At 40.6% G+C, this 23077-nt stretch carries 24 protein-coding genes; 5 read left to right on the top strand and 19 right to left on the bottom strand.

The window, feature by feature from the left end:
* Nucleotides 1–45: 45 nt before the first annotated feature.
* The 12 genes from H6G05_RS21665 to H6G05_RS21615 all read right to left on the bottom strand — a co-directional run bounded on the left by H6G05_RS21665 (nt 46) and on the right by H6G05_RS21615 (nt 10358).
* Nucleotides 46–501: a phage tail protein gene (locus tag H6G05_RS21665; RefSeq protein WP_190581451.1), complete on the bottom strand. Its 456-nt coding sequence runs from the start codon at nt 499–501 to the stop codon at nt 46–48.
* Between the two features lie 63 nt (nt 502–564).
* Nucleotides 565–741 carry a DUF6760 family protein gene (locus H6G05_RS26075; protein WP_408962491.1) on the bottom strand — a complete coding sequence of 59 codons (177 nt, stop codon included), beginning with the start codon at nt 739–741 and terminating at the stop codon, nt 565–567.
* A complete protein-coding gene (locus H6G05_RS21660) occupies nt 738–1100 on the bottom strand; it encodes a phage tail assembly protein (protein ID WP_190581449.1) in 363 nt (120 codons plus the stop codon). Before H6G05_RS21660 ends, H6G05_RS26075 begins: the two co-directional genes overlap by 4 nt.
* An 11-nt stretch (nt 1101–1111) precedes the next feature.
* Nucleotides 1112–1552, bottom strand: a complete 441-nt coding sequence (locus H6G05_RS21655) for a phage tail protein (protein WP_190581448.1) — start codon at nt 1550–1552, stop codon at nt 1112–1114.
* Between the two features lie 47 nt (nt 1553–1599).
* Nucleotides 1600–2778 (bottom strand): phage tail sheath family protein, encoded by a 1179-nt coding sequence (locus H6G05_RS25475; protein ID WP_190581446.1) that lies wholly within the window; start codon nt 2776–2778, stop codon nt 1600–1602.
* 43 nt (nt 2779–2821) lie between these two features.
* Nucleotides 2822–4147, bottom strand: coding sequence for a phage tail sheath family protein (locus H6G05_RS21645; RefSeq protein WP_190581444.1), 1326 nt, complete (start codon nt 4145–4147; stop codon nt 2822–2824).
* A gap of 59 nt (nt 4148–4206) precedes the next feature.
* A complete protein-coding gene (locus H6G05_RS21640) occupies nt 4207–5094 on the bottom strand; it encodes an MSCRAMM family protein (protein WP_190581442.1) in 888 nt (295 codons plus the stop codon).
* A gap of 144 nt (nt 5095–5238) precedes the next feature.
* A complete protein-coding gene (locus H6G05_RS21635; RefSeq protein ID WP_190581440.1) occupies nt 5239–5820 on the bottom strand; it encodes a DUF4255 domain-containing protein in 582 nt (193 codons plus the stop codon).
* 4 nt (nt 5821–5824) lie between these two features.
* Entirely contained in the window at nt 5825–6037 is a 213-nt protein-coding gene (locus H6G05_RS21630) for a hypothetical protein (protein WP_190581439.1), read from the bottom strand.
* Between the two features lie 43 nt (nt 6038–6080).
* The gene (locus H6G05_RS21625; protein WP_190581438.1) at nt 6081–8048 is read right to left on the bottom strand and encodes a hypothetical protein; all 1968 of its coding nucleotides are present in this window, start codon (nt 8046–8048) and stop codon (nt 6081–6083) included.
* A 725-nt stretch (nt 8049–8773) separates the two neighbouring features.
* A complete protein-coding gene (locus H6G05_RS26070; RefSeq protein WP_190581436.1) occupies nt 8774–9013 on the bottom strand; it encodes a hypothetical protein in 240 nt (79 codons plus the stop codon).
* Between the two features lie 121 nt (nt 9014–9134).
* Nucleotides 9135–10358, bottom strand: coding sequence for a glycosyltransferase family 4 protein (locus H6G05_RS21615; RefSeq protein ID WP_190581434.1), 1224 nt, complete (start codon nt 10356–10358; stop codon nt 9135–9137).
* A 149-nt stretch (nt 10359–10507) separates the two neighbouring features.
* On the opposite strand from H6G05_RS21615, the gene H6G05_RS21610 reads away from it, so the two are divergent.
* A complete protein-coding gene (locus H6G05_RS21610) occupies nt 10508–12118 on the top strand; it encodes an alpha-amylase family glycosyl hydrolase (protein ID WP_190581432.1) in 1611 nt (536 codons plus the stop codon).
* Between the two features lie 323 nt (nt 12119–12441).
* Here H6G05_RS21610 and H6G05_RS25130 read toward each other — a convergent pair whose 3' ends face one another.
* From H6G05_RS25130 to H6G05_RS21590, 4 genes are all read right to left on the bottom strand, one after another.
* Entirely contained in the window at nt 12442–12594 is a 153-nt protein-coding gene (locus H6G05_RS25130) for a hypothetical protein (RefSeq protein WP_199310721.1), read from the bottom strand.
* A gap of 97 nt (nt 12595–12691) precedes the next feature.
* Nucleotides 12692–13123, bottom strand: coding sequence for a cupin domain-containing protein (locus tag H6G05_RS21600; protein ID WP_190581430.1), 432 nt, complete (start codon nt 13121–13123; stop codon nt 12692–12694).
* A gap of 514 nt (nt 13124–13637) precedes the next feature.
* Nucleotides 13638–14369, bottom strand: a complete 732-nt coding sequence (locus H6G05_RS21595) for a TylF/MycF/NovP-related O-methyltransferase (protein ID WP_190581428.1) — start codon at nt 14367–14369, stop codon at nt 13638–13640.
* Nucleotides 14370–14720: 351 nt separating this feature from the next.
* The gene (locus tag H6G05_RS21590) at nt 14721–15290 is read right to left on the bottom strand and encodes a hypothetical protein (RefSeq protein WP_190581426.1); all 570 of its coding nucleotides are present in this window, start codon (nt 15288–15290) and stop codon (nt 14721–14723) included.
* Nucleotides 15291–16126: 836 nt separating this feature from the next.
* Here H6G05_RS21590 and H6G05_RS21585 point away from each other — a divergent pair.
* On the top strand, nt 16127–16825 hold the full coding sequence (locus tag H6G05_RS21585) for a glycosyltransferase domain-containing protein (RefSeq protein WP_190581424.1): 699 nt from the start codon (nt 16127–16129) through the stop codon (nt 16823–16825).
* A 3-nt stretch (nt 16826–16828) separates the two neighbouring features.
* Here the strand turns inward: H6G05_RS21585 and H6G05_RS21580 are convergent, their stop codons facing one another.
* Complete coding sequence (locus tag H6G05_RS21580) at nt 16829–17245, bottom strand: ester cyclase (RefSeq protein ID WP_190581421.1); 417 nt, start codon at nt 17243–17245, stop codon at nt 16829–16831.
* Between the two features lie 110 nt (nt 17246–17355).
* On the opposite strand from H6G05_RS21580, the gene H6G05_RS21575 reads away from it, so the two are divergent.
* The 3 genes from H6G05_RS21575 to H6G05_RS21565 all read left to right on the top strand — a co-directional run bounded on the left by H6G05_RS21575 (nt 17356) and on the right by H6G05_RS21565 (nt 20251).
* Complete coding sequence (locus tag H6G05_RS21575; protein ID WP_190581419.1) at nt 17356–18441, top strand: DegT/DnrJ/EryC1/StrS family aminotransferase; 1086 nt, start codon at nt 17356–17358, stop codon at nt 18439–18441.
* Nucleotides 18442–18643: 202 nt separating this feature from the next.
* Nucleotides 18644–19624 (top strand): hypothetical protein, encoded by a 981-nt coding sequence (locus H6G05_RS21570; RefSeq protein WP_190581417.1) that lies wholly within the window; start codon nt 18644–18646, stop codon nt 19622–19624.
* A 3-nt stretch (nt 19625–19627) separates the two neighbouring features.
* A complete protein-coding gene (locus H6G05_RS21565) occupies nt 19628–20251 on the top strand; it encodes a histidine phosphatase family protein (RefSeq protein WP_190581415.1) in 624 nt (207 codons plus the stop codon).
* Here the strand turns inward: H6G05_RS21565 and H6G05_RS21560 are convergent.
* A complete protein-coding gene (locus H6G05_RS21560) occupies nt 20248–21198 on the bottom strand; it encodes an aldo/keto reductase family protein (RefSeq protein WP_190581413.1) in 951 nt (316 codons plus the stop codon). The two genes, H6G05_RS21565 and H6G05_RS21560, sit on opposite strands and share 4 nt — an antisense overlap.
* Nucleotides 21195–22544, bottom strand: a complete 1350-nt coding sequence (locus tag H6G05_RS21555; protein ID WP_190581411.1) for an MATE family efflux transporter — start codon at nt 22542–22544, stop codon at nt 21195–21197. Before H6G05_RS21555 ends, H6G05_RS21560 begins: the two co-directional genes overlap by 4 nt.
* Between the last annotated feature and the right edge of the window lie 533 nt (nt 22545–23077).

Genomic DNA, 23077 nt, shown 5'->3' with positions numbered 1-23077 from the left:
ATTGAGACCAATAAAAACACACAACAGGACTGAAATTCTAGAATGCTAGGCTTTGTACACACCTCGATGGACTAATTCCATGCGCTCAAAAGCAACTTGTGTACCTGTTGCATTTAATTGCGGTCCTTCCCATGCCACAGGATATGCTTTTTTGAAATTCCAAGCGATCACTTTTGATTGCTTACTGTCTTTTAGGATGATCGTGCCATTTTGTAGACGAATTTTACCGCGAGTCACATCCTCATACCATTTCCAAAGATCATCCCTTTCTGTTAATCCCCGAACTAAGACTAAATTCGGATAATCCATTTGCTTAGGAAAGCGATGAATATGATGATTAACCCCACCTTCCACATAGGTCTCAAGCTCTAATTTGCCGCTTAAGCCAATCACCTCGGAAAACCCACCAACCGTTAAGCCTTCAATTTCAACTGCAAAATTAAAAGCCATATAGGGATCACGAGGTTTTTCTTTTTCTCCTTTCTTTTGAGATTGTGCCATTTCCTAGCCTCTATACAAATGGGAACAATAACAATCTGTAATCTAAACAAATCAATTTAAAATTCATGAACGACCGTGATTCGATTGTTTGTTAATTTGTTGATTAATCTGAGCAACTTGCGAAACCCATTGTTGACGCTCCCAATGCTCCATATTTAGCACGTTTTCGTAAGACCAATGAAAATGATAGGAAAGGTATGCTACCTCCTCTAGCAGACGCTTGTGGGGGTAGCATGTCACTCCCCCACTAGGTCTGTTTCTACCTCAAATTCACCGTTGCAATGGGGACAAGCAACCCGAAATCGCGTATGACCATTTCGATTAATCCGTTGGTAGAAATCCTGAAGATAAGCTAAATCTCCAGAAAACAACTCCTCAATAATTTTAGTGTTGAGTTGCTCGATCGTACCTAATCTAGTGATTACCCTTGCTAACAGAATAATCACTAGATAGCCTGAATTTTTCTGTACTCTAGGATCGCGGAGTGGCGTAATTTCATCTGTGGCTCTGGAGAGTCGCATGACTCCCTCTCGATGCAAGCATCCTTCAGAGTCAACATAGCCATGCGGTAAAGTAAATGGAAATTCAGTTTGATACATTTTTTAATTCATTAACCAACAGTTACGCCTTCATGAACTAGTTCCAATGACTCGATCGCTACTTCACTACCAGTCGCATTAAACTCAGGTCCATTCCAATTAGTTGGCCAGCAGTTCTCCAAATTCCAACGAATTTTTTCCTCGCCTTTATCATCTGCCAAAATAATAGAGACATTTTTTCTTTCTGGTTCACCATCAAGCAGTTGGCGATGCCATTTCCACAACTCATCGTTATCAGTAAAGCCCCGTTTCAAGCTGATGTTGCCGAAGCTATTCAAACCCGGAAGTTGACGTTGAGCCAAGTTTTTATCTGTCCCTTCACGATAGGTACTAGCGGTTCGAGTTCCCGTCAATCCACTACATTCGCGAAATCCAGCATGGACAATACCATCCCATTCCACCCAAAAGTTATAACTGTTATAAGGATCGTGGGTATCTTTAATATTCGGCATGGAATCTATTCTCCCTTAGTAAAATCAAGTGAATAATTAGTAACAGTCTAGGCAAAGGTGATACCGCTACTTCCATGGATTAAGGAAATAACAATAAACTCTGCGGGGGTTGTGGGTGATAAACCCACCTCAGCCACCACTTGCCCTGCATTGCGAACCTCTAAAGGGTTTGTTTCTTCATCACATTTGACATAAAATGCTTCTTCGGGTTCTTGACCTTGAAGTGCGCCTTTCTGCCAAAGGAATTCACAGTAAACAGTCAGTTCTCGTGCAATACGAGTCCATAATGTTGTGTCATTGGGTTCAAAAACAATTCCCATCAGATTATGTTCAGCCCACCGTAAAACAGTAATAATTAAACGGCGAACATTCACGTATTGCCAGCCTGGAACCTGACTAACAGTTCTCGCTCCCCAAACACGAATACCTCTACTCTTAAAACTATGAATCCAGTTCACGCCAGCACCATGCTCGATATTAAGACGTTGCCAATCTGAAGCCGATAAGGCAAGACTAATGTCTAGAACACCTTTGATTACATAGTTGGCTGGAGCGCGATGCACACCACTTTCTCGATCATTTTGGGCATAAATCCCAGCGATATGTCCACAGGGTGGAATAGGATAGGAAACTGTTTCAACCATAATCCAAGACCCGTAAATTGCGCCATTGTTGCCAATGAGCTGTTGTCGCTGTTGATTGATTTCCTCAAGATTAGCGGTGTTAAGGCTATCGAGAATGGCAAAACGATCGCCCATGCGATCGCAGTGTTCAAGCACTAAGGCTTGTAACTGCATGATCTCGCGGATTGAAGTCAATTGCATGATGTCAGGCACACAAATGAGATCAATAGTATTCAGAGCTTCAATGGTTTGTAATCCCTGACCAAGGGTATCCATTGACAAAGTAAAAGAAGTATCGTATTGGGAAACATTTGGCAGCAGTAGGACATAACATAAACGCCCCCCGTTTTCAAAAAAGCCCCGTACCGCATGGGTTAAATAGTCACTCACTGGATAGTCTGCAAATTGCTGTAAGAACTGCGGCCAAAGAGTGAGCATTTTGGGGATTGAAAGCAATTCAAGCGGTTGATTGTCTTGAGATTGAGTAACTCCCAAAAATACTGGGACACCAGTTATTAAGCCATCTCTCGGAATTAAGGCAATATCCTGAAGGATGACTCCCGGTGCAGTTAATGTTGGATAAGGAGAATTAAAGAGACTCACTAGACAATTTTTCCCGTGATAATTGTGGGCGTTTTGTTTATCCTTAAGCTTTATCTTCTGTCACGATTTGTGTAATACGGAAAATCACAAATTCAGCAGGTTCAATCACCGCAACGCCAATTTCTGTCACCACCTGTCCCAATTTCCGCACATCAATCGGGTTGGTTTCAGCATCACATTTAACAAAGAATGCTTCTTGGGGAGTTGTCCCAAATAAAGCGCCTTTACGCCATTCATTGGTTAAAAATGCAGAAATATTGCGACGAATTCTCGCCCAAAGCTCTGGGGTATTGGGTTCAAAGACTGTCCATTGTGTCCCTTCATCAATTGATTCACGGATATAGTTGAACTGTCTCCGAATATTGATGTATTTAAAGTCGGGATTGTCTTTGCCTGCTCCTAAGGTTCTTGCTCCCCAAATCCGAATGTTCCCATTAAGATTGCGGATGCAGTTAATCCCCATTTGGTTGAGGGGTTCTTGTTTAATCTTGCTAATTTCTTGCTTCAAGCCCACTGCACCCAATATAGGCTCATTAGCAGGAGCCTTGTGGACTCCACGATGATTATCGACGCGGGCATAAACCCCAGCGATATAACCACTAGGTGGGACGAATTTGGGAGCATTGGTGATGGGATCAAAGACTTGAATCCAAGGGAAGTATACTGCTGCGTAGTCAGAGTTACCTAATATTGTAGATTTTGATCCGCCTGGTTCGAGTTTCTCCTGATCTACTTCAATGTCTTCTCCTGTGTCCAAAATGGCGAAGCGATCGCCTAATAGACGACAGTGAATGTCAATTTTACCAAGTGTCGATTTTTCCGTTACCCCCGGAGCTGCAACGATCGCAATTTCGTCAATTGCTTCAAATCGATCTAAGGCAACATCAATATCTTTTTCGGCTTTGACCCAAGTAACAAAACAGCGAGTTCCACCATTTCTAAAAAAGCCATAAACTGCATGGGCAAGGATATTTTGTCCAGGATCAGTAGAGAAATCTCCAAAATACTTCTTGAATTCACTGAAGTTTGTACAAAGCTGGACTTCACCCACCTTGATGGATGTGGCAAGTATGACAGCATCTTCAGCCTTCTTTTGGTCTTGCAGTACAACTGAATATTGGTCATCTCCAATAATAAAGTCGCCTTTTTTCGCAAGAGGATTTGGCTCAACTGTTGGTGGTGGAGTGGGTACTAGCTCATCACCAATAGGATCTTTCTTCGACTTTGTTTTAGTCGATGCAACAGGAGATAAAGAGGCAAGTGAAATAATTCCAATAAACCCCGCTGTGCTTGTTCCAACTCCTGCAATGGGAGCCAGTCCAGAAGCAACTTCTTCAACGTAGACACCTGGCGACAAATAGGTAGGCATTCTTATCTATTCCTTTACCTGAAATTGGTAATGATTGATTACATAAACTAAATCAACGATCACTGAGAAACTAACTGAAAATCGAGTTGTTTGATATCTCCTGTCTCTAAATAAACTTGGTGCTGTTGGGTTACATAACCTTGAGCCGATACTATTAAAGTTGTGAAAGGCTTATTTGGCTCTAACGCAACTAGACGATAATTCCATTTTCCCTGCCCGTTTTGATTAACTGTTTTAGAGCTAATAGCGTAGTCTTCATTTTGATAAACTTTGACTTTTGCCATGTCAACTAATTCATTATTTATTGAATCAATGACCTTTCCAAAAACTGTTGTTGGATTGAGCTTTAGAATTAGTTTTATTCTATCAGAAAAAGGGATATTTAGATCCGATTCAACATTACTTTTTATATCAGAAATTTCTACTTCAATTGTAGTATTTGCATAACGCATTCCAGCAATAGGAAGTGATGCTTCTAATCGATAAGTACCTGTTGGTAAATCAGTAAAATAGAACCATCCATCCAAGGTGGAATATGTTCGTTCTGAACATTCAGTATTTATGATTTTGTCAGATTGAAAATAATCCAGAAGATTCTGTAGTAATTGAAATTTTTGGCAATTATTTAGAGATGGATCAGCTATTAGTGTTTTGAATAATTCTAGTTTCTCCTTATTATTTATCTGGGGATTAATCAGGCGTTCTTGAAACTCTTGAATTATTGGTGATAAGTATTCAAGAGAGGTATTCAGAATTCTTGAATATGATTGCTTCATCCATAAACTGTCGGGTAAACCGAAGAGTTGGGCTTTGAAAATCACAACATCAATAAATTTATCTGGAGCCTGAACGATTTTGATCCTTGCCCCCGCGATCGCATCACCAGTGAGAGCATTGATGACTTGTCCTGCTAATGCAACTTGATGGCGGCGTTTTTGCTTTAACATCTGGGCTTAATGAGAGTTAAAATTGTGGACTTATAGCAGTTTTTTAATGAGTACCTGCTCATTTGAAAACAAAAAATCAATCCCATTCAGTTTTTGCGGTTTTCATTTTGCAGTAAGCAAAATGAAAACCATGACAGGGTGAAATTAGGACAGCCGTGAGAGTCGAGGAACATTTTCCAAGACCAGAGGAAATTCTCCAGTATCTTTCTCAATCGGTATAGCAATGGTGACAGTCCAATGTAACGAAACTTTAGCCTTTCCACCCATTACTTGCCAAAATTCACTTGGACTTTGCAAATAGCCAGACTGCATAGCAGTTAGCACCACTGGCAATTCTTGGTTTTGTAAACTCCCCTGCAACATTTCGGGAGGTATAACTGAATGAGTTAACAGCAATTTCATGATTTTGCTCAAGATATGGTGTTCTTGTTGCGGATCATCAGCATTTACCCAGACGGTAATTAGATAAGAACAATCTATCCTTGCTGGAGGTTGGGTTTTAACAGCCGTGCCATTGTCACGACGTTGCATCGTCCATTCTCGACTCCGCAATTCTAAATTTTCTCGCACATCATAGAGAAAAAGATTAATTGCGGGCTTCTGCTGCATCCCTCCTTCTGTTGGCAGCTCAAAACTGATGGAAACACTTGTTTCCTCTGAGTTTTGTAAATCTGGCAGTTTATGAATCAGAAACTTTTTGAGGGTACTGTCCAAGTCGTCTAACATTTAGTTATTCCTCCTTGGCTAAAGGTTCGGTGGGTTGCTCATTCCCGCTCTCAGTCACGATCGCCAGTTCTTCCTCCAACACTTGAATGGCTCCACTAATCCGAATCAAAGTTTCGCGCAAGCCCGACTTTTTAGCTTCTAAATTTGCCAAGACTTGCTGCCCTGCTTCATATTCAGTTTTTAGGGATTGAAGTCGTTTTTGCAATTGTTCTTGCATAGGGAAATACCTGACATAGTAAAAATCAAGCGAGAATGATTATTTAGACAAAATAGGGGAGTTCTAGATCGTGAGAGCCAATTTCTCGGAAATAGATCCTGTCCTCAAATTTGTCACGTTCTTCCCCTTGTAGGGTTAGATCAACCTTAATGCTGATCAGTTGGGTCATCCGATCACTTGGATTAGTAAGATTTAACGCCTTGGTAATCATATCGGCGGGAATACGCGCTGCAATATAACGGTTATGTGGCTTACTATTCCAATGCCGTGCAAAAGGATTGTCATAGGTGGCGAGAAAGCGTTCAATGGATTGATAGGTGTCCCCGATTTTGATCGAAAGCCCTGTATGTAAACATCCATTCCAATCAGCATTATGTTCAATTAAATACAACAACTTATCCCGACCAGAAGGAACAACGGGAACCCGAATTTCGTAAGTCATGTAATTATCGAAGCACGCTAAGATATCGCCGTGATAATCATGCTTGTCCCATAGCATAGGATCTCCTTGATTTACGCGATCTGCCCAGTAATAACCTAAAGCCGATTGAGCTGCATGACCCCATGGATTTTGGCTAAAGGCGACCCCTGATAGCATAAACCACCTTCCATTATCACCTTTATGAATCAGCTTCACCTGCCCCGACTGACCTACGGGAATTGGCAACCACTGGTGATAGGGTCGAGATGAGTCCCCCAATGACCCATCTGGACAGTAGCAATTGCTATTTCTGAATCCTCCTGTCCAATTGCCCAAATTTCGGAATACTTGACCATCTGTGGAAAACTGAGCATTCACAATATGATGCTCGTGAGCATTGGCGAGCCTCACCCAGACTGTGTCATAGCCAGAGGGAATCTTAACGATTGCGCCTCCACTGTCCTCTTTACCTACGCCATAACGAATCGCCTCACGCCACGCATAAGATCCTTTTACCTTCCAAGTTGTATTGTCATAGGAGGTATTAGGGAGATCATTTGACTTAGTGATCACTCCTGCCTTTTCAGCAGCAAAAATGTCTTGATATATAGTCGGATTTTGGGGATCGGTGGAGCCAGCAGGATACATTCGATGGCGCATCGGGTTGATTATCTCCAGATGTTTCGCCCGAAGCGTTTCATGGACGATTAATTTTCCAGTGTCACGTTCGACGGTCAAGCGAGGCTTTTCAACTCCATCCTCCGAAGCAAGCAACCGCAAAAGAGAAGTCGGGTCATTGTCTTCTTCTGAACCCTTGATCTTCCAACCCACCATTTTGCCATCTTTCTCAGCAAGACGAACGGGAGGGGCTTCTCCCGTGGGCTTGCCTGCATTAGCTAGAGCTGCCGCGATATGGTCTTTGACCGCCCTTTCTGAGGGGATGACATTAGAGCGATCTGCTCCTGCGGGAATGCTCTGGGAAATCCCTTCAATGAGGGTATCACCCAATTGCAACGTACCTGCCACCGTCAAATTGCCTTTAATGCCCAAGTCCTTTCCATCACTGCGGAGGGTGATGTCTTCTGCGGATCCCGGAAGACGCACGCCAGAATATTGGCGCACACTTGAGTCGATTATTACTTGTTCATCTACAAGCATTACCTTAGCCAATGTGATCGTTTTGGCATCATCGGATTGAATGGCTTCTAGAGTGATAAGAGGTGTCTCTTCAAAGCGCGTATAACTATCTGGAATTTCTGGCTGTTGTAACAGTTTGGGTTCTTGGTGATAGCGCAGACATAGCCAGCCCAAGCTATTGATTTTTCTGGTCACGGCTTCGGGAAGGATAATTAGATTCCCTTCTCCATCGATAGCTGTTCCCGACTTAATGATCACCTCAGGTTGCCCAGCGATCGCCTCCACTTCAAGCCCTTCAACAATGCCTGCTAAATGTAGACGGCTGTTGACATAGCGTTGGCGATCGCTGAGATAGCGATGGGCTAGCTCAAAGTCTTCATCAAGTAAGTACTGCCCCGGGAAATAGTTAGGCCGTTGTAGCGCGAAATTAACCCAATCTTTTTGTGATGACATAATTTGACATAAAGAAGTTGTGATTAACAGATAGCTAGATAACTCTTTAGACTTTACCTAGTAAAGGAAAGCATCTCCATACAATTAAATTTCTTTCCTTTTGTTAGGAACAGAAATAAAAATCTGAAATATAGACTCTTATTTATATAGCGATTTTCAATCAAGCAAGGTACAAAGGTTTGTTTCCCAGCCTGCGGTGGGGAAACAAACCTTTACCTCAATAGTCTGACAAACGCTACAAGCAACTAAATGTTACATAAAGAGAATTACTTTGATATTGAGATTTAGGAGTGGAATGGAGCACAGTCGCCAAGATCTCCAGCTTAAAATTAAGGACACCCCCCGTATGGTTGTCCCTAAATATTAGCAAAAGATTTAGTATCTATGTTCCAGATAATCTTAATAACAGATCTAAGTATATACTGAAAACATCCTACTATAAAAGTATTCTTTTGAAGTAAGATTACATATATTCTTTTTCCATCACTTTAAACCATACTATAGTGATGGGGGAAATTGCAGTGACTTTTATTAATTAATTTAACAAAATGTTAAATATTCAATTAGTAACGCGATGTGTAACTATTTTTGAGATACTACTCTGAAGTTGTTTAGGATACTAAAAATTCAAACTACTCATTAGTACAGTACGAAAAACAAGATACCAAGTTGGGATCATCTTCTGACTTTTATGATTCATGGCTTAGAAATAGCTTTTAAGCCTGTCATGATACAGTTTTACACGAATCGTTGCCATACCCGATACTGATTACCCATGGTTCGGGTATTTTCATTACTTTGACGACCATTAAAGCGATGCTTTCATAGTCCACTTCAAAATCTCGAAAAAATCTCTGTAATCGCTTGTAACGTGATTCAACTTTAGCTCCACTACTAAAACCTGTAGCGATTTCGGCTAGATTTACTGTCTTTACTTTTATGAGAGCGATCAAGAATATTGACACAAATACTACTATTGCTGCATTCCATTGCAGATGTTGCTGTAATGGAATGCAGCAATAGGTTAATCTCTTTCATAGGGGCTTTGTTTTTGATATGGTTATATTCTATAAAATCCCTTCCCACCTACTTTTGCAACTTTTTGTCCTGACTAAGCTCTGAAATATAAAATTGCTCAAGTCGTTGGATATGATTCTTAATGTCATATTGTTGAGCGCAAAGAAAAGCATTGTTAATGATTTTTTCTCGAAGGTGCGTATCGCTTAAGAGTGCTAATATTCCCTCAGAAATTTGATCGCTATTCTTATAATCAACCACCCAAGCATTTTCTTGATGAACAGCATGATCCGCCGCACTTCCGCCAAGGGTAATTACTGAAGGAACTCGCGAAAGCATCGCATCTACATACACCTGACCGAAGGTTTCTTGAATAGAATCTGTCGGTGCATGGACAAAAACAGTAAATAGCTTAAACAGCGCAAACAGATCGGTTTCAAACGGGATTTCGATATAGCTCTGCTTAGGTAATTGTGATAGCTTTTCGCTAATGCTGAGGATATCATCGTATTGAGGAGACACAATATCTTCTTTATGCGCCTTACGGATTTTTTCTTGCAAGTCTGTGCGATCGATTCCTGTTCCCGCAAGGACTAAGAGTGCGTTTGGATAAATGTCGAGAACTTTTTTATAGGCTTCAATAACATATTCAACACCTTTCCATCGGACATATCTCGCCGCCACTCCGATAACAGGACCTTGATGATTTCCCAAATATTTAGCTCGCAATTTCTCAATGCGTGAAGTTTCTACATTCTCATATTCACTAACATCAAATCCTGTCGGTATCAGTGTAATCTTATGCTCAGGAATACCATCTTCGATCATGCCTTCTTTGCTTTTATTGGTCACTCCAATCACATTGGTAGCACATTCCCAAATCAAACGATGTTTACTAGCCGCATGGCGTGCATAGTATTTAATAGAAGGGTGTTCCCTTGTGAAAATCCGCACGGGAACCTTGGCATAATAGGCGGCTTGCATTCCTGCCAAACTCCCAGCAAACCAATGGGTGTGAACAATATCAGTCTGATTTTTTAGCAAATGATCGTAGAGAAATTTGACCATTTCTGGGGTATTGCTATAGTCTGGATAAGAAGTAACCGTGCAAGGAATATTGAGATCCTGCAAATAAGAAATCATGGGATCGCTTTCATTGAGGATGATATAATCAATGGCAAATTTACTCTTGTCAATATATTTAGCAACTAACTCAAAGGGAACCCAACGAATGGGATGGGTAAAGATGTAGGTAACTTTTACGGGTAAATTCAATTTCTCTGGTGCTGTCATTATTGCTCCTCAAGTAGTTATTTTTGAAAAGCAATTTATGGGTCTTTTCAAATTTTATCAGAAGAAGTACAACCGAATATGTAACAATAGAATACCAAGAGATAATTTTTTTTGCATTAATTCCACTTAACCTACTACCTAAATTCAAAATGGCTCATTCTCCTTGGTGGAAATCTTCCGTTGTTTATCAGATTTATATACGCAGTTTTCAGGATTCCAATGGAGATGGTATTGGTGATTTATTAGGCATTATCCAGAGACTTGATTATTTAAAATGGTTAGGGATTGAGGCTATTTGGGTGACACCATTCTATCCTTCTCCTATGGCTGATTTTGGTTATGATGTTAGCGATCACACTAATGTTGATCCTATCTTTGGTGACCTTTCAGAATTAGATACTTTGATCGAAGCTTGCCACGATCGCCATCTCAAGATTGTCATTGACTTTGTTGCGGCTCATACCTCCGATCAACATTCTTGGTTTAAAGAATCGCGCAGTTCGAGAACGAATCCTAAACGCGACTGGTATATCTGGAAAGATCCTAGTGCCGATGGTGGCTTGCCTAATAATTGGCTAGGTCGTTTTGACGGGCTTTCGGCGTGGGAGTGGGATCACAAAACAGAGCAGTATTATCTACATTCGTTTCTCAAAGAGCAACCAGATATTAATTGGCGTAGCCCTGAAGCAAAAGAAGCAATGTTGAATGTACTTCATTTCTGGTTACAGCGAGGTGTGGATGGCATTCGTGTAGATGCCGCCTATCGAGCCTATAAGGATTTGCAGTTTCGAGATAATCCCGTCAATCCCGACTGGCATATGGGAATGGAACCATCTGATCGCCTGATTGAAGTTTTTAGCAAAAACATACCAGAAATCCACGATTATAATCGTATGCTCCGAACGCTGGTTGATCAGTATAGCGATCGCCTTTTGCAAGGAGAACTCTACAAATCCCTAGAAGAAATTGTTACACATTACGGAGCCGATGACGAGCTACATTTACCGCTCAATTCAGAATTAATGTCATCGAGCTGTCAATGGAATGCCGAGAGCGTCAGAGAAGTGGTTGATCGCTATGAGCGATTACTTCCTGAAAAGGCTTGGCCGAATTGGTCATTAAGTAATCATGACAAGCATCGCCTCGCCAGCCGAATTGGACCTGCTCAAGCAAAAATTGCCATGATGCTATTGCTCACCCTTCGCGGAACACCCACAATCTATTATGGAGATGAACTGGGGATGGAGGATGGCTGGATTCCTGCTGAGCATATCCAAGATCCTTGGGAAATAAAAGCTCCTGGTATTGGTGTTGGTCGCGATCCCGAACGCACTCCGATGCTTTGGGATGACTCCCCTAATGGGGGTTTCTGTGCTGAATCAGTCCAACCTTGGCTACCGATTACCCATGACTACAATAGTCTTAATGTCAAGGCACAAAAACAGAACTCTCGCTCTTTTCTTTCTTTAACGCGATCGCTTTTACATTTACGTCAGCAACAATCCGCCCTACAGCTTGGTGATTACATTTCTTTGTACTCTCCCCCACAGCTTTTCTGCTACCGCCGCTTTAACAAGACATCAGACATTCTTATCGCTTTGAATTTCAGTTCTGAATACCAAGAATGGATATTACCGATAGAGTTTCGTAACCAATCAACAGTTATCCTCTCTACCCTTATGGATCGCCGAGGAGGGAAATTGAGGGAAATCGTTGAGTTGCGAGAAAACGAAGGTCTGATCATCGAACGTATTAAGTAATCATAATTATCTCGGACTAATAGCGTTAGTCCTATTTTCTAACACTCTGGGCTGTGAGTTTTTTGCTGTAGTTAGTTGCACATCGTGTGTAGTAGAGAATCCTTAAGATCTGCTCATATACTGTCCATTTATCGGGATGTTGACTAACTTAGCGCAAAGTTTGACCCAAATCTTCTTTTTCTGTGCCTGAGGATAGTAATTTAATGGCGACAAAAGGATAAACACCCTCTTGCCAAACAACATAAATCAAGCGTAGTTCTCTTTCATTATAAAGACGAGAAACATCTAATACAGCAAGCCAATCCCATTGAGTATGGCACAGATCATAAATAGATGTTCAAGTCTCTGGCTGTGAAAATATTTTCAGCTTTGTAGAAGGGGGAACGAAAGGTTTGGCGCAGTAATTCTGGTTGGAGTAGATGAAATTCGTCTGGCAAACCAAGACCTTCTGGGTCTTGACTGGGTAAGTCGTACATGGTTGGTACTTTTGCGGGGGAAGAGTTTGATACATATTGTTGACCCCAATCATGATCCTATTTTTTAATTTAGTATTGCTTTGGGACAAAAGAGATATCAGAGTTTGATCTTTGCTTGATTCGATGATACACCTACAAATCTAGTTTTATCTTGTTCACCAACATAAGGACCTTGTTTGACTTCGATCATTTCAATTTCTTCTAACACTTCAAATCCATGTCCGCCAGTAACTAACAAAATCACGTCACCAGATTCAAGGATGCGGCTTTCTAGATATTGTTGATGATCATTATAAAAATCAACTCGTAGTTTACCTTTTTTGATAAATAACACTTCTTGGGTATAAGTCACCTCTCTGAGAACAGGATTATGAACATGAGGTTCAATAATTTTGCCTATAGGGTGATGCATATAGGCAAGTTGTTGAGACAATTCATTTGGAGTAAAGAAATGGATACCTGTTCCTTGGAAACGGTGCAATAGAATGATTGCGAGTAGTTGATTTTGGTAATTAACTTGTTCGAGCATTGCATATTATAATCTTTTTGATAATTCGGCAATTAAAAGATGAAATGTAAAATTGTTCAAGCACCTTTCTCAAATCAATCGCTGAAAGTATTGCTATATATTGCTTTTAAGCCTGCCACGATAAAATTTTACACGAATCGTTGTCATACACGAATATTGTCGAAAACAACGTTATCAGAAACTTTTGTTGGGGTTTACTGAGTAGACTGGGTAGTATAAAATTTGTGCTATTCATTTTTGGTGCTGGTGTTCAGGTAGTCCAAAAAAGGAAGGGATTGGGTTTATCACGTTTTGCCTGTAGTTTAGAGCTAGTAACGATCTTATTTTTTGAACGTTTATGAGTGTCCTTTCCTTTTTAGGACTACCCAATAACTGCACCTTAATACGATGAATGACTTTTTTCTCTATTTCCTAATTCTGTCCGCAGTATTGCTAAAGTGCAATCAGTTTTATTGACAGTTTCTATTTGTGCAGTAGTTGTCATAAATTTCACTACCCCCCAATAGTTTAATGACTAAATCTTGATTCCCAAACGCACTTCCTTATCAATGCGTGTAAGTATAATTTTCGGTTCCTTAGCGAAATAGTCATCAGTGGCTTTCCGTGAACCCGCCCAACATCCATAGTCGTCAATGATCAGAACCCCTCCTGTGGAGAGGCGAGGATAGAGAATCTCAAATTCGGCGGCGGTGGATTCATACCAATCAGTATCTAAACGCAAAACGGAGATAGTTTCTGGCTTGGTTTTTGGTAAGGTTTCAATGACATTTCCTTCAATAAAATGAATTTCAAAATCAAAATCATAGGCTGAGAAAGATGCTTTTACGTCATCCAATAAAGCGTAACACCAACCAATATCATCTCCATATTTGTCGATCATTTCAAAGCCTGTGTTTCCGCGTTTGTCAATGTCAAATTCGGTAGGGGTGGGCATTCCCTGAAATGTGTCATACAGATATAGTTTGCGATCGCTAATGTTGCGTGACTTCAGAATCAGCGCCACCAGTAGAGAGCTACCACCACGCCAAACTCCGCATTCGACAATATCGCCAGGAATATTTCGATCCAGAACATAATTAACTGATGTGTAAAGGGCAAAAACCGCCTCTTTACTAGTCATTGTGTAGGGCATGACCTGTTGATATAAATCCATGAATACGGAATCTTTATCAATATCTGGCGTAACTGGATCGATCATTTTCACTTGATGCTTGGTAGAGAAAACAATTGTTCGTTCAGTAGTCATAGAAATAATAAAAGTTTAGGAATGGTTAGGCAAAATCGAATTTACAAAGCTTTAGTGATTATACATTGTATTTAGCTTTTCCCTAAAGACTGTTGGGAAAGTTTTCATTCTATTGAATTAGAACTAAAAGTTGTAGCTTATTATGATTTTACTCATATTCTAGTTTGTGTGGATAAGGCATTGGTCAACTAATTGGGGATAGTTGCTGAAAGGCTCATTTAATGCAAACTCAATCACTCTTTAACAGTCCAGAGCCATCGTGTTAATTCATATCTTGATGATGCAACGCAGATTATTCAGAACGTTCTATTGCAATCCGTTCCTAAGGTGTAATCTTGGTATTACAAATATTTACTGAAAGCGAATTGAAATACTAGGTGGAATACCCAGTTTAATGTCAACAACAATGTCTTTCAAAATTGAAATATAAACAGATTCAAGTTGTTGATGACACTTTTTAGCCATAAGTACAGCATTAAGAATAGCAACTAATAATTTGTTGTTTTCATTTTCTTTTTTGATACGTTCAATCGCTTCTGGTTTGATCTTATCTATAGAACCGATCAAAGTCGTTTTAACTTGTGGTAATAGTCCAGCTTCAATGCTAAAACCCTGAACTGTTAAACCTAATTCTTCTACATAAGGAAGAAGCCGTTTATATTCGCTAATAACCAAGTCGATTTTGTCTTGAGCTATGTCAGCTAGCTCTCCCGTTTCTTCTTGAATTTTATCGGTAAAATTTTTGGCTTGTTCTGTAATATTTTGAGGAAGCTTGACTTTGTTTTGATTGAAAAAATACAGAATACTAGCAACTACAACGAGCAAACCCAGTCCTACCCAGAGTAAATTTTCAGACAGAGGTGACAAAGATAAAAAAGAACTTACTTGACCTAAAACCGAAGATAAATCAGTATCAAACATCACAATCAACTTCATTTTCACAAAATAAATCAACATAACTACAAACGCATAAAGAAGAGATTGGTTATCCTATAAACTAGGTTCACCTTTCCGTGATATCCACCCGTGTTTCCCTAAGAGAAATCCTTAAATCATTGCAAAGCAATAAATTAAGGATTAATTTGGTTTTTATAAAGAATATAAAACAAGAAAGTAATCGTAATTTGCAATAAAATGCTGACTACCTCTCAAGTAACTGAGATTGTTTTCTTGTATAATTCTTATTTATCAATCCCTCCCGTTATTTCTATACTCAACTATAGAGTAAGATACTGCAAATATAACACAGATTCCGAAAATAACAACTACTTAGTTTGTTTCAATCACTTCTTATGAATTGATATTAAGTGGAACTCCCAGATCGCGCTCCCTTGAAAGAGAGGAGAAGTAAAGCCAATTTATTGTTCCTATCTCCCCAAAGGTAGCTGGACTAGAAATGAGAGGCTTGCGAGTTGGCATTACACATATTGAAAAAATTAAATTTTATGGGGAGTATTTCCTATGCATTCTATCTATTACATACGCCGAGCGCTATACTAATGTACAAATACTTTCCTTGGCAGGGAACGGTTTTTAGTTTCTCACTAGGTTTATTGATTTGGCTTTGTATCACGATATTATTATCTGCTTTTCTCGAACTTATCATACAGCCAAGGATTAAACAGTATTGCTTGGGGTGATTATGAAACTCAGAAAGATAAATTGCTCAAGTAGCATATAAGGTAAAATGGATGTATAAATCTTGAGCTACATTCTCTCTTAATTGAGAATTAAAAAAACAAAGAGAGCTGAATCTGATGCAACCGCTTGAAGAACCTGTTTTTATTACCCTGTGCGATGCCAATAGCCCACTTGTCCAACCACTATATTCATCACTACGGGGGAACTTACGAATTATTGAAACTTACAGTCCGCATTTAGGGCTACTCTCGAAGATTTTCAAGGTTCGCGATTTTTTGGCTGCTGATACTGATATTGTGGACAATTCCATCATCGTGTTTACGGATGCCTATGATGTGCTATGTATTCGTTATGATCCCAATGGGTTAGTAACGGACTTCAAAAATACAGGGAAAGATCTGATTATTGGCGCAGAAACTATATTTTGTCACCATAGTTCTGATACACTTCCCTTCTTTCTGAATAATTATTCTGGACAGAAGGCGAAATATCTTAACAGTGGATTTATCATTGGCTACAAATGGGCTTATCTGCGGATGCTCAACTATATAGTTGATAATTTTGTGGATAAATATATGATGGATAGCCGACAGAACGATCAACGAGTGATTTCACGATTTATGTTAGAAAACTCTGACATGAATTTATTAAATATGGATATTGATAGTACTTTCAAGTTCTGTTATACCCATACTTATGACAATAATCCTCTAAATCACGATAATTTATCTGCTTACTTTGTCCATGTAACTTGGCTTGCTCTGGGGGTTCAAAAACAAGCTTACGATGAGATCCGCAGCATTTTTCATATTTAGAGTTTAGTTCTGTTCTGTATGTTGTTGAATTTGACTCAAAATATCAGTCATCGGCCAGTATCCCCATGATTCTGTAACTTTATGGTTTTCAAACTTGAAGATTTCTAAAGCTTCAAATTCAACTCTTGCGCCACTCGCAGGAATTCCCGCAAATTCACCTAGATGAGTGGCTGTAAAGTAACCGCGAAAGGCAATTTTTTCGCCTTCTTCAATGAGGTCATTAATCACTACTTGAATGTCAGGGAAGGCTGTGTGGGTTAGTTTAAGAATAGAAATCGCATCTTCTACACTCCTCACTTGAGGCAATCCATGATCGTAGTAATCGGCTGCAAAGTAATCATGGAGATCTTCGTAATTTTTGTTGTTATAAATATCAAAGAAATATGTGAGGATCTCTTTATTGGTAGGATATTGAGACATTTTTTATTACTAACAATACTAGATGTTGATAGACTAGATTAGCTTAAATCACTAACGATCGCAGCACAAAAGTTACGAGACAAAGAAAAAACAAACAAAAATACATTAGCATGATCCCTCAAATTCAACCTTGGATTGATGATAGTGAATGGCAGGAAGTTAAGCGAGTGATGGATTCCACCTACTTGACTGAGAATAAAGTAACGGAACAGTTTGAAGCTAGTCTGAAGGCTGTAACGGGGGCAGAACATATAATTGCTGTTTTCAATGGTACGGTGGCTTTATATTGCATCCTCAAATCTTTGAATATTGGCGATGGCGATGAAGTGATTGTCCCTGACATGACCTTTGTGGCTTCATCGAATGCGGTAATTATGGCAGGTGCAAAACCTGTTTTCTGTCCAGTTAGAGCCGATACGCTCTGCATTGATGTTGAGGCAGCAGCAACTATGGTCAATGACAAGACTAAGGCGATTATGCCTGTGCATTTGTATGGTCAGAGTGCCGATATAGATGCGGTACTTGAATTTGCAAAGCGCTTTGATTTGAAAGTAGTTGAAGATGCCGCACAGGCGATCGGTGTGGAGTTTAACGATCGCCATGTTGGTTATTATGGAGACGCGGGGGCGATTTCCTTTTATGGTAACAAAACAATTACCTGTGGTGAGGGTGGGGTTATTTTGACCGACAATGATGCGATCGCGGAAACCTGTCGGCGGCTGAAGAATCACGGGCGATCTCGCCGTGGCACTTTTATCCATGAACAGATTGGCTTTAATTTCGCAATGACGGAAATGCAAGCAGCCGTTGGTGTGGCTCAAGTGCGAAAGCTACCTACCATCATTGAGCGTAAACAGCAAATCCATGAAGCTTATATGTCAAGGTTAGCTGATATACCCCAGTTAAAGCCTCTTTTCATCGATCCACGCTGTAAGCCTGTGCATTGGTTCACTTCCTTTTATGCTGAAAATCGCCATGAACTAGCGGACTATTTAGCGAAACAGGGAATTCAAACCAGACTGTTTTTCTGTCCTTTGCATCTGCAACCTTGCTATGCAGGCTGGGGAGATCCGCGTATGGACTATTCCGTTAGTACAAACGCTTATGAGCGTGGCATTTCGTTACCATCTTCCTATAGCCTGACTGAACAAGAACTAGATTTAGTGATCACCGAAATTCATCGGTTCTATCAGTAACTCATGTTACGCAGAGGTCTAGCAAAGCCCTCACCCCTAGCCCCTCTCTCGCAGGCGAGGGGGAACAAGAAAACAATAAAATCTTCCTCCCCCTCGCCTTGCGGGAGAGGGGGCTGGGGGGTGAGGGCTTTGCTAGACCTCTGCGTAAGATAAGTCAGTAATTCTATTAACAGTTCTATCAGCGTTATAGGAGCGATCGCAAATGGAATTACCACCTTCTCAAACCGCCGACTATCTGTACTACCGCGAAAAAGTAATTACGGCTCTAGCCGATCTACCTCAAGGTAATTTATTATCTGAGGCGATCGCTTCTGGTTATGACTTTCTACATTTGGTTAATCCCGAACAGGTGGCAGATGTCACCAAAATTCAGGTGCGAGAGGGACATGGCTCTCAAGATCTCAATGATCAACCACTTAACACCCAGTTTCAAGCTTACTTAGAAACCGTGATTAATCCCCAGATTGAGAGTGGTTTGCTAAGCGATCGCACCAAATCTGGAAGTTATGACGATCGCAAAGTGCGCTGGTCTGGGGCAGGCGTAGTTGGGTTTTGGGAGCGCAGTCAAGACACCTTCATCCTAGAAGTTGGACCGACTAGTTACCCTCAATGTCATCTAGACATAACTCGAAGTCCTTTAGAATCACTAAAGTTGATGCTGCGAGGTTTGACAAATTACCAAGATCCCTATGCCTATTTTGCTAGGGGTATTGGGGTAGCGGTGATTCCTTTGACTACGGATGGAAATGTCTATATTGGTAGGCGCTTGAATTCATCGGACTATACAGGTGTTCTCAACTTTGTGGGCGGATGGGCGACATTTGCGGCGACATCTCAAGACATCAATTTTTATCAAGACGCTCAACAGGAGTTATGGGAAGAAATGAAAATTGCCATGACTTTAAATGAGACTAATACTCGTTTTATCGGTATATCTGGTCATCCAATTACGGGAGAAGTTGATTTAGTCTTTGTGGTGCAAACGGAAATAGGCGATCGCCATTTTGAATCAGGAGAGCGATCGGGATATTGGGATGAGCATTCTTCTTTAGTTCGGATTAGCAATAAAACTGAAGCTCAAACTCTCTTAGAATATGGATTGTTACCCGAAAAGAAAGAACCTTGTGGCTTAATGTTTTCTTCCCGCTTAGGTTTAGAATATTTAGCTAAATATCATTGGTGATTTATGAAATTGGTCATTGTGCGTCATGGTGAAACTGAGTCGAATGTACAACATAAGGTAATGGGACAACTCGATAGTCCCTTAACCTTTAAGGGTATCCAACAGGCTAAAGCCATTGCCGATCGCCTACGTCGGCTGAAATTCACTAGCATTTATAGCAGTGACTTGGGGCGTGCAGTGCAAACTGCCAATATAATTGCCGAGACATGTGGAAAGCAAATCATTTTTGATGCAGAATTACGAGAATGGAATATGGGAATATTTGAGGGATTAACTGTCTCTGAAATGCACGAAAAATTTCCCCAAGAACGACAAGACTACGAACAGATTGGCGATGAATATATCATTCCTAAGGGCGAAAGTTTAACCCAGTGCAGAGCTAGAGGTTTTCGTATCCTGAATGCGATCGCTGAACGTCACTCCGATGAAAACGTAGTGGTGGTAACTCATGGTTGTGTCCTCATGGGATTTTTTGAAATGGTACTCGATCTGCGATCGGGAAATACTTGGCGGTTCAAACTAGATAATGCCAACTTTTGCACCTTTGAATATGTAAAGGAACGCTGGAGTCTTGTCGTCTGGAATGATGTGAGCCATCTAGAAATGATAGAACCCTGCATAGTTTAGTATTTACGAATGACCGATCCTAAAATTCGATCAATTGCCGCCAGTACCTCATCGCTTAGTTTTAGCCCTGATGCAGCCGCATTATCGACAATTTGTTCGGGACGGCTAGCACCGATAATCGCGGAAACTACATACTCAGAACGGAGTACCCAAGCTAAAGCCAACTGGGACATACTCACTCCTACTTCTTGGGCGATCGGTTTTAGTTGCTGTACGGCAGTAAGAATGCGATCGCTAAATAACTCCTCTAACAAATACCAATTCATCTGATCATTAGCTGCACGAGAATCTTTCGGTGGAGCTTGTTGGGGCTGATATTTTCCAGTCAGGACACCCTGAGCCAAAGGCGACCAGACAATCTGACCAATCCCATTGGCGGCACATAGGGGAAACACTTCCGCTTCAGGATTGCGCCATAGCATCGAATACTGTGGCTGACTAGAAACAAAGTGTTCCGTATCAGCAAAACTAAAAGCTGCTTGAATTTGATCGGGACTCCATTCACTAAAGCCAATGTAACGCGCCTTGCCCTGACGCACTACCTCCGTGAGCGCCGTCATCGTTTCCTCTAAGGGAGTCTCTGGATCATAGCGATGACATTGATAGAGATCAACATAATCGGTACGCAATCGACTCAAGGAAGCATCAATTTGTTTGAGGATCTGAGGTGCAGATAGTCCTTTATCGGTCGGTGACATCGGGAAAAAAACTTTGGTGGCGAGCAGATAATGCGATCGCTCAATTCCTTGTAAAACTTCTCCTAGAAATGACTCCGCACCACCCGCCGCATAGGAATTAGAAGTATCAATGAAATTAATACCTAAGTCAAAGGCTTTACGAATACAAGCCTCGGCATTTTGCCTTTCTACACCCTCATTAACCCCCCAAGAACCAAGACTAATTTCTGAAACCAACAATTCGCTATTACCCAATTTTCGGTATTTCATAGATTCACAACTGCCTCTTTTTCTTCATTTGATTCTTCATTTGTTTGCAACGTCATCGGGATCTGCAATCCCAAAATTAACGTGCAAGATATCATAAATAAAGATAAAGCCAACCATAAAAAATGATTGCTATGAAAATAAAAGGTTGCTAAACATAGAGAAGTAATCCCCAGAAAACCACTCACCAAGTAAGAATTGCGGACAGCACCGCCCTCACTCAAACCCGCAAAATATCCATCAAGAATATACGCAAATCCTGCGCTCACAACCACAAGCGGTATCCAATCAATATAAACTTTAGCAGCTTCAATTAATTCACCATGACTAGTAAATACATGGAATAGGGGCTCAACCCCAACAACAGCCGCCAGCCCAACCACCACACCAATTACTAAATTAGTGCCTAAAGCTATCTGCAAAAGTGGAACAAATTTATCCGTTGCTCCCTGACCTTGAAATTGACCAATAAAAGTCGCCGTAGCATATTCCACGCCATCACACATATACATACTGAGAGCCACCATTTGCAACAGTAAAACATTTTCCGCCAGAACTTCAGTTCCCAATGTGGCGCTAAAAGCATTAAAAAGAATGAATATACATACGATCACGATGGAGCGAACTGATAGATTGCCATTCAACACAAAAGCCGCCTTCAGTGCTGACCAGTTTAGAATTTTACCTGTTAAACCTGCGATTTCTTTAAAAGAAACTTCGCGCCCAATCATTACCAGCGCTACCAATAGGGTTATATATTGACTAATCGCTTGAGAAAGCCCAGCCCCCATACTTGCCCAGTTCCAAATGACTATGTACAGGTAATTTAGAACAACATTCGCAACATTGCCAATAATAGTTAATAAAAGAACTTTACGGTTTTGTTCTTGTCCCAGCAGCCAGCCAATTAAGACTAGGTTGACAAAAGCCGCAGGCGCACCCCAAATCCGACTATTGAAATAACTAATCCCTGCAAGTTGGACATCGGGAGCCGCGTTCAGCAATATAAACCCGATCTTGCTTAAAGGATATTGCAACAGCAGAAAAAGTAGCCCTAAGCCTAAAGCAATTAAAGCATTTTGCAGTCCTGCTAGCAGTATCGCCTCGCGATCGTCTCGTCCAACGGCTTGAGAGGTAATCGCGGTTGTGCCAGACTTGATAAAGGAGCAACTCTCATAGAGAAAGTCAAAGATAATCGCCCCTAGCGCTACACCTGCTAAATAGCTAATACTTGACAAATGCCCTAAGAAAGCCACGCTGATTGCCCCCGATAGCGGTATGGTGATATTCGATACCACATTGACAGCAGCAACTTTTAGAAAGCGATATAAAAATTCGGGTTGCAACAATGTCAAATCCTCTTGGGCTGTATATTTGAGTACGGTCTTAAGTTGAGTTTATCAGTTTTTTAATTGCTCAACCTAGAAGGAATCAGGGTTTCAGCCATTTTGCTTATTTGAAAGACATCTAAATGTTTTCATTTTCATTAAACAAATGGCGAATTACTGTTTTATTTATTAAATTATAAAGATAATTATTAATTTATAAGTTATACGAACACTGTTTTTTGTTGATTGTTCTAGGTTGAGCAGTTACTCAATTTTATCGGTATTTTTTTGCGTAAGGCTAGTTTGAAATGGCACTGGTCAGTTAAGGCGTGAGGGAATGAAAACCGCGTAATGATAGTAACTCCAGCATGGAAAGCGGTCCATGATATAGCCCGATCGCCGTGACTGGGGTCTTGTTTTTACCTAAGCCAACATGATGTCTTCGCTCATGTACTGGAGTCTAGACTAAGTTGATTAAAAAAATCAAAAAAAGAGCAGGAAAAAGTAACCCAGAGAATGGATAACTGAGCAAATCCAAGAGAATGAAAAGGAGA

The sequence above is a fragment of the Phormidium tenue FACHB-1050 genome (assembly GCF_014696925.1).
Taxonomy (GTDB): domain Bacteria; phylum Cyanobacteriota; class Cyanobacteriia; order Pseudanabaenales; family Pseudanabaenaceae; genus Pseudanabaena.
Note: the sequence above shows the minus strand (reverse complement) of the source record. Positions and strands in the feature narration are given on the sequence as shown.